The sequence below is a fragment of the Rhizobium freirei PRF 81 genome, assembly GCF_000359745.1.
GTDB classification, from domain to species: domain Bacteria; phylum Pseudomonadota; class Alphaproteobacteria; order Rhizobiales; family Rhizobiaceae; genus Rhizobium; species Rhizobium freirei.
On sequence record NZ_AQHN01000065.1, the window covers coordinates 106367 to 128807 of the forward strand.

Annotated in this window: 18 protein-coding genes and 1 pseudogene; 11 read left to right on the forward strand and 8 right to left on the reverse strand. The window is 58.1% G+C overall.

Translation table 11 applies throughout. The features are described 5' to 3' along the window. The first annotated feature begins 379 nt into the window (after nucleotides 1-379). From RHSP_RS17340 to ssuD, 6 genes are all read left to right on the forward strand, one after another. Nucleotides 380-1789 (forward strand): LLM class flavin-dependent oxidoreductase, encoded by a 1410-nt coding sequence (locus RHSP_RS17340; RefSeq protein ID WP_004119959.1) that lies wholly within the window; start codon nucleotides 380-382, stop codon nucleotides 1787-1789. A 27-nt stretch (nucleotides 1790-1816) separates the two neighbouring features. Further along, nucleotides 1817-3085: an SfnB family sulfur acquisition oxidoreductase gene (locus RHSP_RS17345; protein WP_004119961.1), complete on the forward strand. Its 1269-nt coding sequence runs from the start codon at nucleotides 1817-1819 to the stop codon at nucleotides 3083-3085. Between the two features lie 7 nt (nucleotides 3086-3092). Next, the gene (locus RHSP_RS17350) at nucleotides 3093-4355 is read left to right on the forward strand and encodes an SfnB family sulfur acquisition oxidoreductase (RefSeq protein ID WP_004119965.1); all 1263 of its coding nucleotides are present in this window, start codon (nucleotides 3093-3095) and stop codon (nucleotides 4353-4355) included. Nucleotides 4356-4419: 64 nt separating this feature from the next. Then, the gene (locus RHSP_RS35970; RefSeq protein WP_157385366.1) at nucleotides 4420-4563 is read left to right on the forward strand and encodes an FAD/NAD(P)-binding protein; all 144 of its coding nucleotides are present in this window, start codon (nucleotides 4420-4422) and stop codon (nucleotides 4561-4563) included. 586 nt (nucleotides 4564-5149) lie between these two features. After that, on the forward strand, nucleotides 5150-5599 hold the full coding sequence (locus tag RHSP_RS35620) for an FAD/NAD(P)-binding protein (protein ID WP_135488289.1): 450 nt from the start codon (nucleotides 5150-5152) through the stop codon (nucleotides 5597-5599). 213 nt (nucleotides 5600-5812) lie between these two features. Next, entirely contained in the window at nucleotides 5813-6982 is a 1170-nt protein-coding gene (gene ssuD, locus RHSP_RS17360) for an FMNH2-dependent alkanesulfonate monooxygenase (RefSeq protein WP_004119972.1), read from the forward strand. Between the two features lie 613 nt (nucleotides 6983-7595). On the opposite strand, the gene RHSP_RS17370 is transcribed toward ssuD, so the two are convergent. Further along, on the reverse strand, nucleotides 7596-8543 hold the full coding sequence (locus RHSP_RS17370; RefSeq protein ID WP_240535456.1) for a hypothetical protein: 948 nt from the start codon (nucleotides 8541-8543) through the stop codon (nucleotides 7596-7598). Nucleotides 8544-8560: 17 nt separating this feature from the next. Next, entirely contained in the window at nucleotides 8561-9676 is a 1116-nt protein-coding gene (locus RHSP_RS17375) for an IS630 family transposase (protein WP_004119981.1), read from the reverse strand. Between the two features lie 39 nt (nucleotides 9677-9715). Between RHSP_RS17375 and RHSP_RS36165 the strand changes: the two genes are divergently transcribed. Together RHSP_RS36165 and RHSP_RS17390 are read left to right on the forward strand one after the other, a co-directional pair. Continuing rightward, the gene (locus RHSP_RS36165; RefSeq protein WP_004119985.1) at nucleotides 9716-9988 is read left to right on the forward strand and encodes a LexA family protein; all 273 of its coding nucleotides are present in this window, start codon (nucleotides 9716-9718) and stop codon (nucleotides 9986-9988) included. Between the two features lie 274 nt (nucleotides 9989-10262). Then, the gene (locus RHSP_RS17390) at nucleotides 10263-11300 is read left to right on the forward strand and encodes an IS110 family RNA-guided transposase (RefSeq protein ID WP_004119987.1); all 1038 of its coding nucleotides are present in this window, start codon (nucleotides 10263-10265) and stop codon (nucleotides 11298-11300) included. A gap of 226 nt (nucleotides 11301-11526) precedes the next feature. On the opposite strand, the gene RHSP_RS34705 is transcribed toward RHSP_RS17390, so the two are convergent. Together RHSP_RS34705 and RHSP_RS17395 are read right to left on the reverse strand one after the other, a co-directional pair. Continuing rightward, entirely contained in the window at nucleotides 11527-12156 is a 630-nt protein-coding gene (locus tag RHSP_RS34705) for a hypothetical protein (RefSeq protein WP_135488308.1), read from the reverse strand. After that, a protein-coding gene (locus tag RHSP_RS17395; RefSeq protein ID WP_240535457.1) for an IS5-like element ISRtr4 family transposase occupies nucleotides 12143-12975 on the reverse strand; the annotation gives its coding sequence in 2 pieces (ribosomal slippage) (nucleotides 12143-12663 and nucleotides 12663-12975; 834 coding nt in all). The genes RHSP_RS34705 and RHSP_RS17395 overlap by 14 nt, the downstream gene beginning before the upstream one ends. A 225-nt stretch (nucleotides 12976-13200) precedes the next feature. Here RHSP_RS17395 and RHSP_RS17400 point away from each other — a divergent pair. Then, nucleotides 13201-13452, forward strand: a complete 252-nt coding sequence (locus RHSP_RS17400; RefSeq protein WP_120764172.1) for a hypothetical protein — start codon at nucleotides 13201-13203, stop codon at nucleotides 13450-13452. Nucleotides 13453-14195: 743 nt separating this feature from the next. Here the strand turns inward: RHSP_RS17400 and RHSP_RS17410 are convergent. Then, nucleotides 14196-14513, reverse strand: a complete 318-nt coding sequence (locus RHSP_RS17410) for an integration host factor subunit beta (protein ID WP_004119995.1) — start codon at nucleotides 14511-14513, stop codon at nucleotides 14196-14198. 546 nt (nucleotides 14514-15059) lie between these two features. After that, nucleotides 15060-16256 carry an IS256 family transposase gene (locus tag RHSP_RS17415; RefSeq protein WP_004110519.1) on the reverse strand — a complete coding sequence of 399 codons (1197 nt, stop codon included), beginning with the start codon at nucleotides 16254-16256 and terminating at the stop codon, nucleotides 15060-15062. 332 nt (nucleotides 16257-16588) lie between these two features. Between RHSP_RS17415 and RHSP_RS36040 the strand changes: the two genes are divergently transcribed. Continuing rightward, nucleotides 16589-17770, forward strand: a complete 1182-nt coding sequence (locus RHSP_RS36040; protein WP_004120006.1) for a DUF418 domain-containing protein — start codon at nucleotides 16589-16591, stop codon at nucleotides 17768-17770. A gap of 1010 nt (nucleotides 17771-18780) precedes the next feature. Next, complete coding sequence (locus tag RHSP_RS17430) at nucleotides 18781-19776, forward strand: helix-turn-helix transcriptional regulator (RefSeq protein ID WP_004120008.1); 996 nt, start codon at nucleotides 18781-18783, stop codon at nucleotides 19774-19776. A gap of 949 nt (nucleotides 19777-20725) precedes the next feature. On the opposite strand, the gene ligD is transcribed toward RHSP_RS17430, so the two are convergent. Together ligD and RHSP_RS17445 are read right to left on the reverse strand one after the other, a co-directional pair. Continuing rightward, nucleotides 20726-21790: a non-homologous end-joining DNA ligase gene (gene ligD / locus RHSP_RS17440; protein WP_004120011.1), complete on the reverse strand. Its 1065-nt coding sequence runs from the start codon at nucleotides 21788-21790 to the stop codon at nucleotides 20726-20728. Beyond that, nucleotides 21787-22245, reverse strand: a pseudogene (locus RHSP_RS17445) (Ku protein); the annotation flags it as partial. The gene ligD and the pseudogene RHSP_RS17445, both read right to left, overlap by 4 nt. Nucleotides 22246-22441: the final 196 nt, after the last annotated feature.

Below are 22441 nucleotides of genomic sequence, written 5' to 3' on the forward strand. Positions count from 1 at the left end.
TGATCCTCGGTTGCGATGGTGCGGGCCGCAGGAATGACCACGGAGCGGTATTCCGTGTGGCACCCGCGTCGGCCTTTGGGGGATCATTCGCCAGATAACTCCTGCCGTTAACCAACAGGAATTTAAAGTACACAAAAAACATAGAATTTCTTTTCGGCGCGACGCTTCGAGCGGCTAGAGCCGAAGTGGCGACGCACGAGCGGATGCTGTCAAATAAGGCCGATCAGCGCGATAACCGAGACGAGAGCCATTCACTGCCCATCAAACTCCGAGAAAAAAATTCCACGAAATAGTCTATAAAAAACATATAATAACTGTTAAATATGTGCAGTGTCTGGATGCTTCGGGGCCAAGCCTGAAATTCGGATGGGATCGAGGAATGACCAAGCAGATACATTTCAACGCCTTCGACATGAACTGCGTGGGTCACCAGTCGCCCGGGCTTTGGGCGCATCCCCGGGACAGATCCTGGAAATACAAGGATCTGGACTACTGGCAAGGTCTTGCGAGGACGCTCGAAAAGGGGGTCTTCGATGGCATCTTCATCGCTGACGTGATCGGCTACTACGACGTCTACAAGGGCAACAACTACCACGCCATCCAACAGGCGGCGCAGATTCCGGTTAATGATCCGATCCAACTCGCGGTCCCGATTGCGCTAGCCACCGAACATCTCGGCATCGGCATCACCGCCTCGATCTCGTTTGAGCACCCCTATCCCTTCGCACGGCGTCTGGCCACCGCCGACCACCTGACAAAGGGGCGCGTCGGCTGGAATATCGTGACCTCCTATCTGGAGAGCGGTGCCAAGAACATTGGACAAGGCGGATTGCGTGCGCATGATAACCGCTACGAAGTGGCGAGCGAATATCTCGAGGTCATCTACAAGCTCCTTGAGGGTTCCTGGGAAGAAGGTGCCGTACTGCGCGACCGCGAGAAACGCATCTTTACCGATCCGTCGAAGGTGCACGAGATCGGCCATAAGGGCCGCTTCTTCGAAGTGCCGGGCTACGCCCTGACCGAGCCGTCGCCGCAGCGTACCCCGGTGCTCTATCAGGCCGGTGCTTCCGGGCCGGGCAAGCAATTCGCGGCGGAGCATGCAGAATGCGTCTTCGTTGCGGCACAGACCAGGACCATTCTGAAGAACTATGTGCGTGATGTCCGGCTGCGGGCGGCGACCGTCGGGCGCGATGCGTCGAAGTTCCGCATCTACAATCTGATGACCGTCATCGTGGACGAAACCGACGAGAAGGCGCGCGCCAAATTCCGCGACTATCTCGATTACGTTTCCTATGATGGCTCGCTGGTTTTCATGTCCGGCTGGACAGGCGTCGACTTTTCGCGCTACGCACCGGACGACCTCGTGCGCAAGGTCGAGACCAACGCCATCCACTCGGCGATCGAGAGCCTTTCGGAAGGCGATCCGAATAAGCGCTGGACGATCAGGGAGCTCGCCGAATGGGGCGGTATCGGCGGTATGGGACCGGTGGTCGTGGGATCGCCCTCCACCATAGCCGACGAGCTGCAGGCCTGGGTTGAGGAGACCGACGTTGACGGCTTCAACCTCGCCTATGCCGTAACTCCCGAGACCTTTGAGGATATCGTCGGCTATCTGGTGCCGGAACTACAGAAGCGCGGGGTCTATCCGACCGGCTATCGCCCCGGAACGCTGCGGGAGAAGCTGTTCGGCGAGGGACCCCATTTGCCCAAGGCCCATCCGGCCGACCGTTACCGCGACATCGAATCCTTCAAACGCAACCAGGCAATTACGCTGGCCAATGCCAGCTGAGGTCCTTAACCGACGAGGTTTTTCCTTATGGGAAGCATCACCGAGACCAAGATTGATCACAGCGTCCATCCGCGCGTCAATTCAACAGACCCATTGTCGCCCCGTCCGCGCCCGGTCAAGCCGGCGCATGTGATCAGGAGCGAAGAGGAGGCTATCCAGATAGCCGAGAAGCTGGCCGCGAGCTTCAAGGTCGGGGCGGCGCTGCGTGACCGGGAGGGACTGCTTCCGATCGCCGAGCTCGACGCGTATTCGCAAAGCGGTCTCTGGAGCATCAACGTGCCGAAAGCTTATGGCGGTCCGGAAGTCTCCTATGCCACGCTCGCAAAGGTGATCGCCATCATCGCTGCGGCCGATCCGGCCATCGCGCAGATCACTCAGAACCATCTGGCGATCGTCGCGACCGTCGATCTCGACGGCACGGAAGGGCAGAAGAAACTGTTCTTCGGCTGGGCGCTCGAAGGGATCCGTTACGGCAACGCCTTCTCCGAACTGAAGAGCAAGACCGTCGCCGATTTCGAGACCAAGGTCGTTCATGATGGCGACGACGTGGTCGTCAACGGAGAGAAATTCTACACGACTGGCGCGCTCCTTGCCCATATCGTGCCGATCGTCGGCGTCGACGAGACTGGCCAGGGCTATCTCGTCTTTGCCGACCGCGACGCCCCCGGTCTCACCGTCACCAACAACTGGTCGAGCTTCGGTCAGCGCACCACCGCGTCGGGTTCGGTTAAGATCGAAAACGTGCGCGTGCCTAAGGCTCGGGCGCTGAAGGTCACCTCTTTCGACCATCCGACAGTCGGCGGCCCTGTCTCGCAGATCATCCAGTCGGCGATCGATGTCGGCATCGCCCGGGGCACGATCGACGATACGATCGAGTTCGTCAGCAAGTATAGCCGGCCTTGGATCGACAGCGGCAAGGCGACCGCCGGCGAAGACCTCTTCACCATTGCCCAGATCGGCGACCTGAAGATCAAGCTGCATGCGGCCGAAGCGCTGCTAGAGATCGCCGGGCACGCCATCGATGTGGCGCGCGCCAATCCGACGCTGGAGACGGTCTCGGAAGCAACGATCAAGACAGGCGAGTCCAAGGTTCTGACGACGGAGATTGCGATCCTGTCAACGAACAAGCTGTTCGAACTTGCAGGAACCCGCTCGACCCTCGCCGAGCACGGACTTGACCGCCACTGGCGCAATGCCCGCGTCCATACGCTGCATGATCCAGTGCGCTGGAAGTTCTACCATGTCGGCAATTATTATCTGAACCGCGTCCACCCGCCGCGCCACGCCTGGAACTGACCCCAAGATGAGCACAAATGATCGCAAGCTGCACCGGGATGCAGCGCTCACCGCCGGCCGTCCCGCGCCGCGCATAGCCGCGCGCGGGGGCCTGGCCCATGTCATCCGCGATGATGCGGAGGCCATCCAGATCGCGACGGACCTTGCGCTTGAATTCGCGGTCGGTGCCGCTCAGCGCGACCGCGAACGACGCCTTCCGCTTGCGGAGATCGACCGCTTCTCGCAAAGCGGTCTCTGGGCAATCACCATCCCGAAGGAATATGGCGGCGCCGGCGTCTCTGCGGTGACGCTGGCCGAGGTCACCGCCATCATCTCGGCTGCGGACTCTTCAATCGGGCAGATCCCGCAAAATCATTTCTACATGGTAGAGGCGCTGCGACTGACCGGCAGCGAGGAGCAGAAGCAGCACTATTTCCGGGGCGTGCTGCAGGGTGACCGTCTTGGCAACGCCTTCACAGAGATCGGCACGAAGACGCCGGTCGACTTTAAGACGCATTTCGCCGAGCGCGACGGAAAACTCTATCTGAACGGCCAGAAGTTTTACGCGACCGGCTCACTGTTCGCCCATATCGTCGTCGCTGTGGCGAAGGGACCGAATGGCCGCGTCCATTTGGTCTTCATGGACCGGGCTGCTCCGGGGCTCGGCTTCGTCGACGACTGGTCGTCCTTCGGGCAGCGTTCGACAGGGAGCGGGACCGTCACCTTCGACGACGTCGAGGTGGCGCCGTTTCAGATCGTTGACCATGATGGAAGCTTCGAACAGCCGACGCCGATGGGTCCTTTTGCGCAGATAATCCATGCTGCTGTGCAAGTCGGCATCGCGCGCGGGGCGCTCGCGGAGACGATTTCCTACGTTCGTGCCCATGCACGGCCATTTTTTGAACTGACGATCGAGCACGGTTATGAGGATCCGCACACCATACATGGCGTCGGCGACGTCGCGATCAGAGTGCATGCGGCCGACGCGCTGCTCAAAAGGGCGGGGCGGATCATCGACCGCGCCATCGCAGAACCGACGGCGGCGAGCGTAGCGCAGGCATCCGTTGCTGTCGCGGAGGTTAAGGCGCTCGGGACGGAAGTGGCACAGCTTGCCGCCACCAAGCTTATCGAGTTCGGTGGTGCGCGCTCGACGCTCGAAGGCTATGGGCTCGACCGCTTTTGGCGTAATGCCCGCACGCATTCCCTGCATGATCCGGTGCGCTGGAAATATCACCATATCGGAAACTTCTATCTGAATGGCATCCTGCCCCCGCGGCATGGCGCCCTCTGATTTTCAGATTACCTATCGAATTCTGTGGAGATCCGAATGAGATCGCCTTGGCGCTCTGATATCGGTGACGGGTCTGGCCTATGGTACAAACGACCCTGCGCACCGGATAAACGTCTCCGCAGGTAAGATGACACTCTTTCCGGAGCGACCCGACGATTTCCTGAACTGCTCGCAGAGTGTTCGACCGAGGTTGCCGACGAAAGACTGATCGGTCGAGATGGCCTGCCTTATCCCTGGCGTTCCGTTTTCGGTGACTATGTGGCTGCCCGACTGCGCCCCTTGATCGCAGAGGGTCGGATCGTGCACTGCCGAGCCACAATCCAGACAGTTGGCCGAGACGGTCAGGAATATCGCTTGCAGGCTGCCGACTGATCCGAGATTCGAGCCGATTTCCTGGTCCTTGCCGTCAGCCATCCGCCGCCGGCTTTGCCCACGTCCTCGTGCCGTTGCGCGGAGACGGCAAACTCGTCATGGATGTCACGGTCGCTGGTGCGCTGGCCCCATCGCGGCGACCGACCATGTGCTGATTATCGGGAACGGACGGACCGGGCAGACGTCGTGGCATCGCTGAAGCGTCGCGGACGTTATGGCCACATCATCCATCTCTCGGCGCGGTCTTCGTTCGCGCGGGCACAGCCGGCCGGACAGGAGGCGCTGGGCGATCTCGTGACGGAACCCGCAATGACGGCGAGCCGCCTCTTGCGGCACGTGCGCACAGCGGACAGGAAGGCTGAGGCCAAGGGACTGTCCTGGCACTGTGTGCTCGATGCTGTTCGCTTGCAGGGACAAGAAGTGTGGGCCGCTTTGCCGATGGCCGAACGCCGGCCGATCGCCCGCCATGTCAGGCCGTTCTGGGACGTCCACCGCTTCCGCATCCGCCGCAGGTGGAGGATGTCATCAATGATGAGCTCTCCAGCGGCAAACTTGAGATCCTCGCCGCTTCAGTAGCGGCGGTTGAGAGAACCGGCTCCAGCTTCAAGGTGAGCCTACGACAACGGCACAGGCGAGATAGTCGGGAAATCATGGTCGAGGCCATCGTCGTGACAACAGGGCCGGGGCATGGCGCTATTCTCGAGAGCCAGGACTTTTTACGCGACCTTAGCGTCGCCGGCCTCCTGCAGCCCTGCCCGACGTGGCTCGGTATCGCCTGCAATGGTAAAGCACATTCGATCTCTCGAGGGAGTGAAGCCGTGTCTAATGTGCTCATTGCCGGCCCCTTGGCCGAGGAACCTCTGGTGAACTGATGGGTCTGCCCCAGGTCACCGAACACGCCGTGTTCGGTGCGAACCGTATCAGACAGACACTTACTGATCACTTCGGTCACTAAGACCGCCGCAAGAGAACCGATCTTTTCGAAAGCCGCACGATAGTTGGAAGAAAATTGCTTATGAAAACTATAGAATTTAATAATATCGAGAAAATCTGTAACGGTTCTGCCGCTTTTGACAGGAATGGGAATGACGGTAATCGATAGGCCTCTCGACTTTCTTTGGTTCATCCCTTCGTCCGGTGACGGTGCGTATCTGGGGTCGGACGATCTCAGCCGCCCGGCGGATCCCGCCTATTTCCGCGAAATCGCGAAGGCTGCCGACCGGCTGGGATATTCCGGCGTGCTTATCCCAACGGGGGCGGCGTGCGAAGAATCCTTCATTCTGGCCGCCGATCTCGCCGCCCATACCGAGCGACTGAAATTTCTGGTGGCCATTCGGCCGGGTACGGCATCGCCGGCTTATTATGCGCGCCTTGCCGCGACGCTCGACCGCGTTTCCAATGGCCGCCTGCTGATTAACATCGTGGTCGGCGGCAGTGCCCAGGAGCTCGCCGGTGACGGCATTTTCCTGCCGCATGACGAACGCTACGATCATGCGGGCGAGTTCTTCCAGGTGTTCAACTCGCTGGTCGAGACCGGAAAGGCCAACCTCGACGGCAAGTATATCAAGGCCATCGATGCGAGACTTGGCCTGCCGCCTATACAGGAACCGCGCCCTCCGCTCTATTTCGGCGGATCGTCCGACGCTGCAATTGCGTTTTCCGGCGGTATCACCGACAAGTACCTGACCTGGGGCGAACCGCCGGCGCAAGTGGCAGAGAAGATTGCCAAGGTCCGCCAGGCCGCCGCGGCGAAGGGCAAGCACGTCAGCTTCGGCATCCGTCTTCACTTCATCGTTCGCGAGACCGATGAAGAGGCCTGGGCCGCGGCCGACCGGCTGATTTCCAAGCTTTCCGACGAAACGATTGCCGCAGCGCAGGAAGTGTTCGCGAAGAGCTCGGATTCGGTCGGCCAGGCGCGCATGGTCGCCCTGCATCAGGGACGCCGCGAAAAGCTCGAAGTCTCTCCCAATCTCTGGGCGGGGATTGGTCTCGTCCGCACGGGTGCGGGGACCGCACTGGTCGGATCTCCGAAGACCATCGCGGAACGTCTCCGGGAATATCAGGAGCTCGGGATCGATACCGTCATCGCCTCCGGCTATCCGCACCTGGAAGAAGCCTACCGGGTTTGCGAGTTGCTCTTCCCCGAAATAGGCCTGCCCGGCCCTCATGGGCAGATCCGCTCCGCATTCGGCGAACACCGGGTCTTTGGGGGAGGCGGACATGGCGGAAACGTGAAGATCGCATCCGCCTCCTGAAGAATTTACCGGCGAGCTCCTCCTGTCTGGAAGGAGCGCACAATGGCTGCCGCTGGGAGCCGAACCAGAAACCGACGCGGGCGGAGAAGTCGATCCACGGGCCCCGTTGGGATCTTTCATTAGACCTCGTTATTTAGGAGGAGACGGCCGTTTCAGAAGAGTGATTGACTCTAACGCCCCAAATCGCATGGGAAAGGTCGGCTTGCGCTAAATATTGCCTGCGGGCTACCCTCGACAACAGACTGTAGTCTCGTGTCCACCTCGCTCAAATGACCGACGTCTGAGCCGATCAATTCGAAGAGGTGATGGTTCAAGAAGCTGTAGAGATCAGCCGCTAGCCGGGCTGCCTCTTCTCCAAGGCAGGCCAGGTCGTAGATTCGATTGCCAGACCGGGCCTCGACCGTATGCCACAAAAGCGCCTTGCTGACGGAAATGGCGATAACATCCAGGCAAGGAAGACTGACGCCGTCGCTGACATCGAGCTGTACGGTCGCGGAAAACGATGAGTTAAAGCGGCACCTTCCATTTTCCCTATGGAAGGAGGGGTGCAAAGAAACCAGGCTGGTATGTTCGAACGCGCTCAAACATCAGAGCTCACGTGCTACCAGAAAATTCAATCCGGTAGCCACGCGCAATCAATCCAGTGCCGTTCATACCGTTTCGCGAATTCTGTCATCTCCCGGACATTCGCTTGAGGGGTTTGGCAGGCGCGGGCGCAGGTGGTGACCACATCCCGGTAAAAAGTAGGGGAGACCGGCCGAATGCCCTCGTAGTTCATGATCAGGTCGGGAAGGCGCTCCGCGATTGCCTCGCCACGGCGCGCCATGACAACGGTCGGCGGCGTTCCATATGCATTGATCAAGACGTATCGCCAGCTCGGATCTGCCTCTCCCTGCGCGGGAACGAGTTCACAAGGACAAGCATCACCAGCGCCGGAAATCTCCTGATAGATCGCGTCGAGCGCCTGTGCTTTTCTGGCGATCAGGACGTAAGGTCCCGAAGGAGTGTAGCCGCCCATCCGCTCGTCATACGCGACGCCCAACAGGCGTGAAAGGTCGTAGCGGGCCGTTCTGTCCAGGGAGGAGCGTTCCGAGAGAAACCATTGGAGTTGTCGCAGGGTAACGCCGACCGTAGCCGCAATCTCTTTCGGCGGATTGGGCCAGCAGGCGACCAGATTTTTGGCGATTTCCGCCGTATTGTCGTGCTCTTCATAAGCTGGAAACTCGTCATCATCGTCCATGTCGCCTAATGGCTCCTCTCCCGAAAGCAGCCAGGTTCTGCCGCATAAGTTGTCATGGTGAAAATAACGCGGCCGATCGGGCGGCAGCGAGATCTCCCAGGATGACAGCCATGGACCGACTTCCCAATCGACGTCTTCGAGGGGAATGGATGGCGGGGTGCGCATTGGCAACTCCAGCCACCGCTCGATGTTCTCGAGTTTTCGGTTGCTGAGCCTGCGAGGACCCCGGCCGGCCCTCCAGTCGTGATCCTTATGTGCATCGCGGCAAAGGGCCTCGACGGACGCGGCCAGAGACGGATCAACCGGGTCGTGCTTCTTCAAGTACCCCTCCGCAGAGATTATGACTCTTTGACTGGATAGGCCTTGTGGAGTTTTTCACGGGCTTTTTCGGTGGTGAACATCCATTGGATTTGTGCCCTTTGCGCGTTTCTCTGCTGCTGCCAAGCATTGATCTCTGCAATCATCCTGTGTTTGTCGTCGATCCTGCGGTCGAGGCATTGGCTTTTCAAAACGCCAATCTCGATCTCGACCATATTCAGCCAACTTGCGTGTTTCGGCGTGTGGTGGAATTCAAGCCGCTTGAGCACACGACGGGCTTCGGCGGCAGGAAACGCGTCGTATAGCGCGCCGGGTGAATGGGTAGAGAGATTGTCCATAACAACACGAATGGTCTTTGCGTCAGCATAGTCAATGTCGACCAGTTCGCGCATGCACTCGGCGAAGTCCTTGTTGGTGCGCCGATCGGTGACCTTCACCCGCCGCCATGGCTGATGCGCGTCCAAGAAAACGAAAAGATTGACGGTGCCATTGCGGCGATATTCACAATCGTAGCGCAAGGGCTGCATCGGCTTTGCAGAAATGGGGTCCCGCACCTCGCCAATCAGTTGGACCGGGCTTTCGTCAAAGCAGACAACCGGCCTTTGCGGGTCTGGGGCTTCGGCATACAGGTCCAGGACGTCTTCCATTCGGGCGACATATTCCCCGTCGACCTTGGGAATGCACCACATGTCTTTTCGCCATGGCTTGAGATGATTTTCACCAAGCCTTCGGCGCACGGTCTCGCAGGAGATCTGCGCGTGATCGGTCAGCTTGATCATCTCGTCAGCCAGAAGCTCAAGCGTCCAACGTGCCCGGCCGGGCGGCGGAGTTGAGCAAGCCGTCGCCACCAGCAGTGCTTCCTCCTTGGCTGATAGTTTGCGGGCAACGCCGGGCCGTGGCTCCTCACTCAACGCGCCTTCGAGATTGGCCTCTACCAGGCGGCGCTTGGTGCGATAGATGGTCGATCCGCTGACATTCAAAGTCGCAGCGATGACCTCGTCGCTCACACCCTCATTCGCCGCCAACAGGATTTGTGCACGCTTGAGCCTGCGCGCCGAGTGACGGCCACCGCTCAAAAGAGCGTTCAGTTGCTCACGTTCAAGCTGGTTGAGTTCCACATGATATCTTATATTCATTTGAGCCTCCTGATGCGATGAAACACAGGTTAAACTCAAATGAATCAAACGTTTGGCAAAGAGCCTCCTGCCGGAGCGCCACAGTTCACGCAGCTGCAGGGCCAATACCTGGCCTTCATTTATGCCTATACCAGGATCTTCAAACGCTCCCCGGCAGAAGCGGACATGCGTCGCCACTTTGAGGTGACCGCACCGTCTGTACACCAGATGGTGATAACCCTGGAAAAGGCCGGTCTCATTCAACGCCAGCCTGGAGAAGCGCGAAGCATTCAATTGCTCGTACAACCCGAAGCGCTGCCAATCTTGCGATAGCTCAACCCGTCAGAATCTCTGCGGAACGGTACTAGAAGCATCCTGGGCCGAGCGCAACGATGCGGGTACCGTTTTGTCCGTGGTGTCGGCAACCTCAAGTCGGATTCCGATTTTAGTGAGATCCGCCGCCAGCGATGGATCGGCCTGCATAAGATAGATGGTGTAACGGGCGGATCCCAGCCAGGCGAGTTTGAAGGCTTGGTGGTCGTCCCTCACAATGATGGTGTCGCGGAGTCAGGAGTGGCCTGCTCCATAGCATCACGGAGAGACGACCATGAAGCAGTATGCCGGAATCGATGTCTCGTTGGAATACTCGAGTGTGTGCGTGGTGGATGCGGATGGCCGCATCGTGCGCGAGGCAAAGGTCCACAGTGAACCCGATGCGCTGATCGCCTGGTTTGGCGAGCAGGGCGCGGCGATGGAACGAATTGGTCTTGAGGCTGGCCCCTTGTCGCAATGGCTTTACGCGGAAATGGCGAAGGCGGATCTGGCGGTCGAACTGATCGAGACGCGCCACGTGCGGGCGGCCTTCAAGACGATGCCCGTGAAGACCGACAAGAAGGACGCACGGGGTATTGCGCAGTTAATGCGGCTTGGCTGGTTCAGGCCGGTCCACTGCAAATCTCTTCCGGCCCAGGAGGTGCGAGCGCTGCTGACCGCACGCAAGCTCATCCAGGGAAAACTTCACGACATCGAGATGAGCCTCCGGGGCATTCTGCGCGGTTTCGGCCTCAAGGTAGGGCCGACCACGCGGCGCACCTATGCGGCACGGATCCGCGAGCTGATTGAAGGTCATCCGACCTTGGAGGCGATCACCGTTTCACTGTTGAAGGTGCGCGACGCGCTTATGGACGAATTTGCAGGTTTTGAACGAAAGCTGCGTGTCATGGCCCGTCAGGACGATAATGCACGTCGGCTGATGACGACGCCCGGCGTTGGCGTGCTGGTGGCGCTGACATTCGTGTCGGCTGTTGACGCGCCTGAGCGCTTCCGATCATCACGAGCGGTGGGGCCGCATTTCGGATTGACGCCCAAGAAGTATCAATCGGGCGAAACCGATTATAGCGGCCGCATCTCGAAGATCGGTGATGCGGGCGTACGAACCGCGCTCTACGAGGCGGCCAATGTCATCCTGACGCGCCCCGTGAAGGGTTCGGATCTCAAAAGCTGGGCGCTGGCGGTTGCAAGACGTGCGGGACCCAGAAAGGCGCGTGTTGCGCTGGCCCGTAAGCTGGCGGTGGTGTTGCACCACATGCTCAGGGATAAAACCAACTTCATTCCCCACAAGGCGGCGTCAGCCATGACCGCCTGAGCAGGAAGCGAGACAACAAGACAAGGTTTCGGGCGGGCACCACCATCAGCCCACCGGAGCAAGGTCCCTTCGCCGGGACGATGGAGCGGATAGGCCGATGAACCGCAAGCAGCACTGAGGTGACTGCGCGTCCTTAGATTGGCCAGCCGGTCCTCAGCAGACCCCATAAAGCAGCGACCCCGGCGTCGACTGCGGACAGAAGCAAGCACTCGGCGAGGGATTAAGCTCAAAAGGGATTGACTCGGGACAGCCCGTTACAGAAGCGGTTCACACGGAGAATGTCTGGCAAGCCACGCGATCCCTGCGCGCTTCCCCATGCCGTCAGCAACACTTCGCGAAATGTTCTGCGATGGGTAACGGTAGAGAATGTCAGCCAGCGGATTGGCAGGCGGGCGACAGCAACGCCATAAAGCAAAATCGGACTCAGTCCATATTGCTTAGCGTCCGCGAGCTTAATGGGATCACGCGCAGCCACAATGCCATGCTGAGGGTGGTGGAACAGAAACTTGGCAGTTGAGACGCAAAAGTGATGTTCGCGGTTTGGCTGTTGCGCCTGATTGTCCATGGGTGCTCTCAAAATACTGAAACCAATATAGACCATGGTACAATTTCGGCGCAAAGGTCCAAAGAATTTCCCTGCTTTGAACAGCGCTTGTTTGCAATACCTTGGCAGCACGCCCCGAGCAAAATACACCGGATCGGGGTTGCCGTCGCTTGCGCTGACGCTTTGCATATTGTGCACGCATTCCCGTCTGAACCGAGCGCAGCCGTCTGGCTGCACTGATATTTTTTTACGATCTTTACGGTCGGCGTAGGCTCTGAGAGTCGGATTCGAAAAGCGTTCAACGATATCCATACCTTGCTAGCCGTCTGGTGATGAGACGAATGTGGGCGATCATGATCCACGCTTCGGCTGATGCGATCGAGCGTTCGACGTCTTTGGCCAATCTGCGGCATCTGCCAAGCCAGGCGAAGGTCCGTTCGACCACCCATCGACGCGGCAGAACCTCGAAGCCTTTCGCCTTGTCTGAGCGCTTGATGATCTCGATCGTCCAGCGCCCGATCTTTTTCAGTCGCCGCTTCAACTTATCGCCCGCATAGCCACCATCGGCGAAGACATGCAGTAACCATGGCCACCTGTGGCGGATGGATTTCAGGAGATCGGGAGCACCGTCGCGATCCTGGATGTCGGCGCTGTGCACCATGAGACCGACCATCAGGCCGAGCGTATCGACGATGATATGGCGCTTGCGGCCTTTGGTCTTCTTGCCCGCGTCATAGCCCCGGATGCCGCCGCTTTCGGTGGTTTTGACGCTCTGGCTATCGATCACACCGGCCGTCGGGCTTGCCTCCTTGCCCTCAACTCGCGCGTTTCCATCACGAGACGATGGTTGATGCGTGGCCAAAGTCCCAACGCTCTCCATTCATAGAAATAGCGCTGGACGGTCGAGCAGGGTGGAAAATCCTTCGGCAGCATCCGCCATTGGCAACCAGTTGTGGCGATGTAAAGCAGGGCATTCACCACCTCTCGCAAATCCGTGGTCCGCGGGCGGCCCAAGCGGCGCGGCATTGGCAGGAAAGGCTGAACCAGACCCCATTCCCGATCCGTCATATCGCTTGCGTAGCGTGCCGTTCGCCGGGCATATTGCCGGCGGGTGATTTTGGTCCAGGCCATCGTGTTCTCCATCGAATCTCGCAAATCCGAAGGAATCATAACCTGCTGAAATCACCCACCTCTTTTTGAGGCAGCCTCTGAGAGATCGCCGATGCAGCCGTGAATGAACTGCGCGTGTCTGAGCAGGCGTCGTTGCATTGAGGTCTCACCATATTGCGAAAATTCGGCAGACCGGCCAATTCGTCTTCTTTGATAACGATGTTCGATTAATGTCGCTCGGGAGACGTGACGGCCAGTGCATCATTCGGTACGGTGTCCGGCATCTTGATCGTCAGGCACAGGTTTATGGAGATCCATGCCATGCAAAGTTACTCGCTAGTTGAAGATGAAGATCATACCTACGCCGTCGTCGACGCTCGTTCCTTCGAAACAGTTGTGCGATCCGGTATCATACTTGAGCATCTGTCTCCGCAAGTAGCTGAAGGAATCATCCCGGTGCTTGAGGCGCTGGATCGCCACAGGGAAATGCCCAAGTGATCCACAGGGCAGGGCCGATCGGGCTTTGTTTTCCACCGCAATTGGCGAGACAATGGCGAGTCGTGGATATCCATCGCCAGATCTCGGTATATTCGAGGCCCATGGTGTTTGTCCTAGGGATGAGCACGGACAAGCATTATAGCAGGGCCGGCCAAGAGCGTCAGACCAATCAAGAGCGAAACAACGAACTTCAATATCTTGATACGCCGTGTTCTGGCGCCGTTCCAATCATATGCCACGTAGAACCTCGCGCGCGAAACAAAAAGGTCTGGGCTACAGATAATGGTTGCAAGCGGGACCGGCCAAGAGAAATCGACTTGGCCTTTCGTTGTAAGGCCAAGCGAAAAGACAAGGCAACGCCCGAATTTAAAGGCCGGAAAACAACCGAGCCAGCTTCAGGCTTGCCGTAATCCCCATTCCCTTTCGAATTCGTCCGTAAAATCGTTCGGCGGCTCCTTCATCGTTCGGGCGGGGGACTTTGGATCAGCGCTGATAGTCACTGGCGAGAGCTCTTTTGCCGACCTTTTGCCGTCTTCAATCTCAAGAGTATAGGAAATGGGTACGCCTGGAGTCAGATGAGGCAGCTTCGCCTTTATAGCTTCACTGAGATGCACGAAAATATCCGGGCCACCATCGTCAGTTTTATAAAGCCGTACTTCTTGTTCGCGTCAAACCATTTGACTTTCCTTGCCATAACCTTCCCCATGTTGGCTTTATTGGTTGGAGTGCGAGCGCTATCGCAGCTAACCTCTTGAAGCAATTCTTCGGGCATCGAGGTTGCTCGCGGCGTTCAGGCGATACTGTATGTCTTTTCCCGCCTTGAAAAAGGGAACCCACTTCTCCTCGACGAATATCGATGTGTTCGTCTTTGGGTTTCTGCCTGATTTCGACAAGCGATGGCGGACACTGAACGCGCCGAACCCTCTTAGCTCAACCCTGTCGCCACGCATCAGCGCTTCAGCCATTTCCTCGAGGATCGCATCAACGATCCTTTCCGCATCCTTCAAATGCAGAAAGGGTCTGCGATGAGCGACAATTTCGATAAGTTCGGATTTGATCATGTTCCAATCTCATGTACGGAAAACTTGACGTTCGTTAAAACAGGCAACCTAGCCGGTACCGGGCGGAACTGCGAAGCGGCACGGCACTTTGTCGAAAGTCCCTCTTGCGTGAGAATTTTGCAAGAGACGAAGCACCGTCATGGGCAGATATGCTTACTTGCTGCGAGCCTTGCAGGCGGATTTTCCCTACTGTGGCTATCGAGCGAGTGTGGGCAGACATCAGCCTGCACGTAGGCCCAGCCGTCCTCGCCAGAGCTTCCAGATGACCCACGATATGCACGCAGTCAGAAATGATGTGAACATATTAGCCTGACTGTCGTGACGAGTGCGCGGCGGAAGAAGCGCCATCGGTCATCGCGCTGAACATGTGGGCTGCGAGTGCCGTTGTACTGGAGTTTATCGCCCGTGCTTTTCCATTCCGTCATGATGGGACGGCAGCCATAGCAAGGAGTGTTTTCATGCTCGTGCGGCGAGGACCGCTGATCATGTCCCAGGACGTGGTGTAGCTTAGACGACCACGGCTCATCCCAGAGGGTCGGATGAGTATCAGCTTGCTGCTGGCAGGCTGATGAGCGGATCATCGCTCATTGTGGCGATTGTCTCAAGTGTCATGTAGCGGGATCGCTGGACGGCCCATTCATCGTTCTGTTCGAGCAGCAGCGCACCGACCAGGCGCACGATGGCGTCGTCGTTGGGGAAAATGCCGACGACCTCTGTGCGCCGCTTGATCTCACCGTTCAATCGCTCAATGGGGTTGGTCGAGTGAAGTTTGGCCCAATGCTGCTTGGGAAAGGTCATGTAGGCGAGCACGTCTTGCTCGGCACTGTCCATGAGACTGGCGAGCTTCGGTACCTTTGGCCTGATCTGGTCGGCGACGTTGCGCCACTGAGTGCTTGCGGCCTCCGGCGTGTCCTGAGCGAAGGCCGTTGCAATGAACGCGGAGACAACCCGGCGTCCGCTCTTTCCAGCATGGGCCAAGGCATTGCGCATAAAGTGCACCCTGCAGCGCTGCCAGGTGGCGGAAAGCACTTTCGATACTGCGGCCTTGATGCCCTCATGGGCATCGGAGACGACGAGCTTGACGCCGCGCAGCCCCCGCCTGATCAGCTTTCGAAGAAACTCGGTCCAGATCGCCTCGGCCTCGGACGTGCCGATCTCCATGCCGAGCACTTCGCGTCGGCCATCGGTGTTGACGCCGACGGCGATGATTACGGCGACGGAGACAATACGACCACCGCGCCGAACCTTGAGGTAGGTCGCATCGATCCACAGGTAGGGCCATTCTCCTTCGATGGGCCTGTCGAGGAAGGCCTTCACCTTCTCATCGATCTCCTCGCAGAGCCGGGACACCTGACTTTTGGAGATGCCCGACATGCCCATGGCCTTGACGAGGTCATCAACAGAGCGGGTCGAAACACCCTGGATATAAGCCTCCTGGATGACCGCCGTCAGAGCCTTCTCGGCCATGCGGCGCGGCTCCAGGAAGCTCGGGAAGTAGCTGCCGGTGCGAAGCTTGGGAATGCGCAGCTCGACGGTGCCCGCCCGTGTCTCCCAATCCCGGTCGCGATAGCCGTTACGCTGGGCCAGCCGGAAGCCATTCTTCTCGCCATAGGCCGCGCCGGTCTTCGTGCCGACCTCCAGCGCCATCAGCTTCTCGGCAGCAAAGCCGATCATCTCCCGCAGCAAATCGGCATCAGCGCTCTTCTCAACGAGTGAGCGCAGGTTCATCATGTCGTCGGTCATCGGTGGTGTCCCTCAGGTTGGCTCTAAGCAACCCGACCCTACCGGAAATCACCGATGGCTATGAAATCAAGCTACACCACTCCATGGGACACGATCGGACCGCTTCGCAGAGGAGAGTTTTGAAAAATGGCGCGCCGGCTGTTGGCGTGATTTGTCGCGCTACGCCAAGGACAGGAGTGAAACTGCCCGCGAAGACCCTCAAAACGCCTTCCACCATCCATTGCTTAGATCATTGCGATCCAACCAATCAATTTTACCGATCTTTCGGAGATGCTTATTAGAGGTCGAAACTGAAAATCAAGGCGCCGAATTGCCGGAGCATGAGAGTAAATATGAAGATAAATCGGATAGTTGGGATCGATGTGGCTCGTTCATGTGCGATTTTCCTGGCTATGGGAAGTCACGTCTTGGCGGTGTCCAAATTGGCAGACGTTTTTAAGGGAGCCTATGTTGATGGTCTTAAATTAATGATGGCGCTTGCAACGCCAACGTTCATTGTTCTTTTCGGAACGATGCTTGAAGTCGTATACAGACCACGATTTGATACCGACAAGCGCAGTATATCGATCGCTCGTCTGTGGTCGCGGGCCATTCAATGCTGGCTGTTATACAGTCTTTCCGTCGTCGTTCTTTTTTTCGCGAAGTCGGAATACTCGTTCTTCTTTTCCCTATCGACGATCTTCATGCTGGGGGTGACCCCATTCACTGACATTCTGAAGTTTTACGCAATCGCACTGACTGTGGCTCCCGCCCTTTTATGGACGCGCAATCGCCTGGGCCTAGTTCCGCTTCTGATCCTGGCCGTCGCCATTCACATTCTTCATCCGGTCTTGCGCGGGCTGCCAAGCCCCGTAGTATTTGGCTTGCCAACGGAAGTGGACCGTCTCGCGATGTTCCTGTTCGGAATAGGGGGAGCCAAGCTCGGTGGCCCCTCCGTCCTGCATGGCATGACGCTTGTCATATCCGGAATGGCCCTCGGGAAAATTCTGATGGGCTCGGCTTCGGGTGTGGCCGCAGGGATGACTCGGCGCGCTTGGCTTGTGCTCCTTGGCACCGGACTGTCGCTCATCGCGGGCGCGTGGATACTCGATAGCGAAACGAAGAGAGGCCTTGGGAACATGGCCATGCGACTGGACAGCCATCCGCTTTACTTCGCCGCCGGCATTCTCGGTGCTTTTGCCGTTACGGCCGCCGCTGTCCTGCTTACCCTGCGCCAGTCGATTGCGCCGACCGCGCTGTGGAGATCGCTAACGTTCTTCGGTCGCACGAGCCTCTTCACCTTCGCCTTTGGCAACATGCTGCTCTATTGCGTGCCATTTGAACCAACCACCATAACCCAGTCGGCTCTGCTCACAGTGCTCCTGATGGCGGCGATTACGTTGCTGAGCTTCTGTTTCGACAGAGCATCGCAGCAGGACGGCCGGATGGCGAAGACCGTTTCCGGCGTCCAAACCTCCATCCACCGACTGGCGACGATGTTGTCAGACCAAGGATTGCGTTTGATTGCCAGATGAGGAGCGGAGATGATCAGGGTCGCCGGAACCTACGATGATTCCGTTAAGGAGGCTGCAGGGGTCGCCGAGGCCAATGAGTGGATTATCGTCTCCGACACGTCGTGGCGATGCCCGAATGCTACGAGCCGTCGCTGTCGCCTGGCGGATACTGGCGCGTGTTGCCGACGCATTCATGACGGTGGATGAGGACGACGCTGTCGCGACAATGAAGCGTCTGGCCAATCCAATTGTCGGAGACCCCGCGGTAGTGCGGGCGAAGGCGGCGGCGTGGGCCTTGCGGGGCTCATCAGCGCTCTGCGGATCCGGAAGCCAAGAAAGCTTCGCCTCGATCAGGATCGCCCCGGCGCCCAAGAGACCGGCGCCCTTTGCAGCCCAATCCCGCGACGAGCCGGCGCCCTAGCGTTCTCCTGCAACGATCACCGTATCCAGTCCGCCTTTTGATATCGTTGGCCTACCTCCCATAACGGGCCTACCTCGCCTTAAGCGCTATGGATCGTGTGGCGCGCGGATCGGCCGTCGATGAGGAGGTTGGCCGCCATTCCGTTGTGGGAAAGTCCTTTGACCATCGCTTTCCAGCTTCCGCGTCGGGTGGCATAGACGTTCAGGGTCGTCTGCAGGATTGCCCTCGACGATCAAATGCCTGCCCGCTTCGCTGCCGGCGGATATCTGGCCTGCCGGCGATATGTGGTCGGTTGTCATATCATCGCCGAGGACAAGCAGTGGATGGGCGACGAAGTTGCCGAGACGGTCTGATCGCCGAGGCTGTCGATCATGGCGAGCGAAACTGGCGAATTGCTTCTTGGTTTGTCGTCACTGATACGCGTCTTGCTCGCGCCATGAGCGGCCCGCTTGCTCAAAGGTCAAATAGCTTCGTCCGAGGAAGAGACATGCGCGAAATAGCCTGAAATGGCTATTTGAGGTCAATCAATTTTTCATTAGAAGCTGACAGGGGGCCAGTTGTTTGCCGTCACTCCAAGCGCGCGACAAAACAGTGAATTTGGTGGAGCAAGTTGACCGAAATTCTGACGCTTAAGCTCGAGGCGACGTCGCTCACAACCAGTGAGGTCTCCGAATGGCTTAACGGTGAAAAGCATGACAATTTCTATCGGCCTCTCAGTAGCGATAGCCGCGGTCTTTTCTCATTCGGTGTCCATGGCGCCGGCGAGATGGTGGGCTGGACGGGATCGACTTCAACGGACCGCGCCTTTTCCGTCACGATCGAGAATGATGGCTTCATGTTCTTTGTCGAGCATGGAACCTGCTATGACCTGGCAACAGGCGGCATAAGTCATGCTATCACGCCCTGCACGGGACTGCTGACGACGGCCGACCGCTATTCCGCGGTGAACATTCACGCAGGCTCTGTTGCGGAGGGATTCTGCATCCCAAGGAGCGCAGTAAACGCCGCTCTGATCAGCACCTTCGAACGCCTGCCACCTGTCGATTTCGAATTCGCTCCCCTGCAGGACCTGACAGCGGGACCGACGCCACCTCTTTTAAAACTCATGCGTTTCTTCCGAGATGAGATCTGCGCCGATCAAAACCTAGAGGTTTCTCCCCTTGCCCTGACGAGCTTCCAAGAGATGTTCTGTCTGCTGATGGTGCAGAATCTGCCTCACACGTTTTCGCAGACGAAATCGCCGGTGCAGACCATTGCGCCTCGCCAGCTTCGAAGAGCGCTGGAGTTTGCCAGAGCACATATCGCAATGCCTATCACGATTGCGGACATGGCAGCGGCAGCGGGCGTCAGCGTGCGGGCACTTCAGATCAATTTTCGACGTTTTTTGAACGTCACTCCAATGGCTTATCTGAGGCAGCTCCGCCTTGATGGCGCACGTCGCGATCTTTTAACTGCCACGCCATCTGCGACGGTCAGTGAAATCGCGCGTCGCTGGGGGTTTATACAGATGGGCCGCTTCTCTCAGGAGTATCGTGCGGCTTTCGGCGTCCTGCCGAAATACGATCTAGGGCGCAGCTATGATAAGAATCGGACTACGGCGTTATAAAGCGCATGTTGACACCCGTTCCATGTCGACGCGTGTTCGCGGATTGATAATGGACAGATCGAGGGCGATGGATCTGCCAGCTAGAGAAACTGAGCTCTCTGGGCAATTGCACCTGCTATTTCGCTCGGGCTGAATTCCCACGCAGGTACCCTTCGTTCCAAGAGCGCTTTCCGACCCCCCATGGTCGGGGCGAACATACATAACGCGATCACTGTCAAGCCGAGAGCGCCATCGTCGCTCGTCGATGGCCGAGAGCTTGTCATTGCTTAGGAAAGTTGTGAGCCAGATGTAACGGGTAGCATAGTTGCCCGGCGCCATCGCATCGGGCCGAACCCGTTATTCACCTGGCGCACATCACCAGATCTAGAAACAAAATTTCTCACAAATGTCATTGCCTGGAAACATTCAGACGTCCCCGGCCGCCGGCAATAATCTAGGATATCGAGGCTCTTTCAGAGCGGCAGCTCTCAGATCGCTTTAGTCAATTCTGACATATAAGAGATTCGTTACGGAGCCTGATTGCCGATGTATCAACCTGAATGTTATCGTCAATAACGCTCTGATCCCGGAATTCTCCAATATGTCGGACAGCACGTTGCCTGTGATGGCAAGGGCATATTCGATGTTGGTCAAGGCGCAGGAACGGGATTCTCTGATGGCCTTATACGGCTATGCCCGTCGGACTGAAGCCAAGCTTCATGTAGCCTCTATTGATTGCCAGCTTCACTACGATATGTCCGATCCGTTCAATGAAACATATATGCGTTCGATTTTCGACCTTGGCACGCGGGAAATGTTGTCAGACGCGTTATGGAAAGACGAGCCCCTGTTTACGGTCGCCGCGTCTCCATACGGCGGTCAACTGCTGGCAGTAATCCTCCCATCCATCCGAGAGCCAGGCTACTATTCCCCCGGAGGTAATGCGGTACTCCCCAAAGCCTCGAGCGCTCTATTCGCTTGGCGCAGGCCGCTCGGCAATGTCGAAGACTGCGGCGTTGTCCTGGATTTCCCTTAGACCCTTGTAGGAGGCGTGACGAAGGCTGCCGTCATGTGTCCAGCCGCGGAACTCGATTTCGGCAATAATTGTCGGCTGAGCAAAGACGAGATTCTTGCCCTTCAGCGGCACGACCGGCCTGGCTGTCTTCAGCTTATCGAGGGTCTTGCGCAGGTATTCGGCATCTTTCGTGTTGAAGCCGGTTCCGACCGAGCCGACATAGGCCCAATCATAACCTTTCCGCGCGGCGAGCAGCAGGCTACCGATGCCGCCGCGTGCCGAGGACGACTGTTCATAGCCGACGACCATGAAGCTCTCGCTTTGGATGCACTTGATCTTCTGCCAATCGCCGGTGCGCCCGGAGCGATATGGCCGGTCGCGGTGCTTGGCGATAATGCCCTCAAGCCCTGCCCGGCATGCGTGCTCCAGCAGGACCTCGCCGTCCAAGGCCATCTCCTGCGACAGGCGAACGGCGCCGTCGCTCGTCGGTGAAATGAGATCCTCCAGCAGATGCCGCCGCACCGAAAGCTCGGTGCCAGTCAAGTCGTGGCCGTCAAGATAGAGAAGGTCGAACGCATATAGGATCGCTTCGTCTGACGCCTTTTTGCCGCCGCGGCCACCAAGCGAGCGCTGCAATGCCCCGAAGTCGGAGCGGCCTTGATTGTCAAGCACGACGGCTTCGCCGTCGAGAATGGCGCTGTTGACCCCGAGTGCACGCGCCGCATCGACAATTGCCGGAAAGCGGTGCGTCCAGTCGTGGCCTCCGCGAGTGATGACCTTCACATCCTTCCGATGGATGTGGAGCGCCAGACGGTAGCCGTCCCATTTCACCTCGAACAGCCAGTCGGCTCCCTTCGGTGGTGTCGGCTTCAAAAGCGCCAGGCACGGCTCGATGCGCTCGGGCATCGGATCGAAGGGCAGGCTTGGCTGGGCGGGATCGCGCTTTCGCACCTGGCGTGACTGAAGGGTCGAGCCGGATTCGTCGAGCAGCGGCATCGAGGCTTTGCGTCTTGTCGTCATCTCGTCGATTGCTTCCCTGAACCCCGTTCGTTCTCGATGGACTTGCGCAACGCATCCATGATGTTGATGACATTGCCCGTCAAAGCTTCAGCCTTCTTCTTCGGCATGGCTTTGGACGGTTTCTTCAATTGCTTCTTCTTTGTGTTGATAATGTCAAGCAGCGTCTCCTGCATCGGATCGGCGACCATCTTCGGGCTCCAGCGCTGAGTCTGTTTCTTGATGAGCTGTTGCACGAGCGGCATCAGTTCCGCTTCTGGCTCTTCATCATCGATTGCGGCAAAATAGTTTTCCCCATCCCGCACCTCATCACCATAGCGCAGCGTCCAGAGCACGATACCCTTGCCGCATGGCTCGGGCATGACGGCGCGTTCCCGCCGCGAAGGCACCAGCCTCGATATGCCGACCATGTTCTCTGCGCCCATGGGGTCTGGCAAGACTTTGAACGCTGCCGGTCCAGGGGAGGGTGAATGTGCGACCGTTGGCCCTTTGCGGATATACTTGAATGACGACCAGCGGCAGCAATTGTCGGAGCCGAAATCGGCCCCAACATGATGGGAAACGGGAGCGTTGATCCCCTATTGTGTACATTTTTCGGCGCGACACTTGTTCTATAAAGGGACGACAAAAGCGTTTCGACGCGAGTCGGTATCG

What these genes read in the sequence shown, in the direction of transcription:
- RHSP_RS17345 (WP_004119961.1), top strand. Translation starts at nt 1,817, where the DNA reads ATGGGAAGCATCACCGAGACCAAGATTGATCACAGCGTCCATCCGCGC.
- RHSP_RS17350 (WP_004119965.1), top strand. Translation starts at nt 3,093, where the DNA reads ATGAGCACAAATGATCGCAAGCTGCACCGGGATGCAGCGCTCACCGCC.
- RHSP_RS36040 (WP_004120006.1), top strand. Translation starts at nt 16,589, where the DNA reads ATGAAGATAAATCGGATAGTTGGGATCGATGTGGCTCGTTCATGTGCG.
- RHSP_RS17410 (WP_004119995.1), bottom strand. Translation starts at nt 14,513, where the DNA reads ATGATCAAATCCGAACTTATCGAAATTGTCGCTCATCGCAGACCCTTT.
- RHSP_RS17390 (WP_004119987.1), top strand. Translation starts at nt 10,263, where the DNA reads ATGAAGCAGTATGCCGGAATCGATGTCTCGTTGGAATACTCGAGTGTG.
- RHSP_RS17340 (WP_004119959.1), top strand. Translation starts at nt 380, where the DNA reads ATGACCAAGCAGATACATTTCAACGCCTTCGACATGAACTGCGTGGGT.
- RHSP_RS17415 (WP_004110519.1), bottom strand. Translation starts at nt 16,256, where the DNA reads ATGACCGACGACATGATGAACCTGCGCTCACTCGTTGAGAAGAGCGCT.
- RHSP_RS34705 (WP_135488308.1), bottom strand. Translation starts at nt 12,156, where the DNA reads ATGGATATCGTTGAACGCTTTTCGAATCCGACTCTCAGAGCCTACGCC.
- RHSP_RS17375 (WP_004119981.1), bottom strand. Translation starts at nt 9,676, where the DNA reads ATGAATATAAGATATCATGTGGAACTCAACCAGCTTGAACGTGAGCAA.
- ssuD (WP_004119972.1), top strand. Translation starts at nt 5,813, where the DNA reads ATGACGGTAATCGATAGGCCTCTCGACTTTCTTTGGTTCATCCCTTCG.
- RHSP_RS36165 (WP_004119985.1), top strand. Translation starts at nt 9,716, where the DNA reads ATGAATCAAACGTTTGGCAAAGAGCCTCCTGCCGGAGCGCCACAGTTC.
- ligD (WP_004120011.1), bottom strand. Translation starts at nt 21,790, where the DNA reads ATGACGACAAGACGCAAAGCCTCGATGCCGCTGCTCGACGAATCCGGC.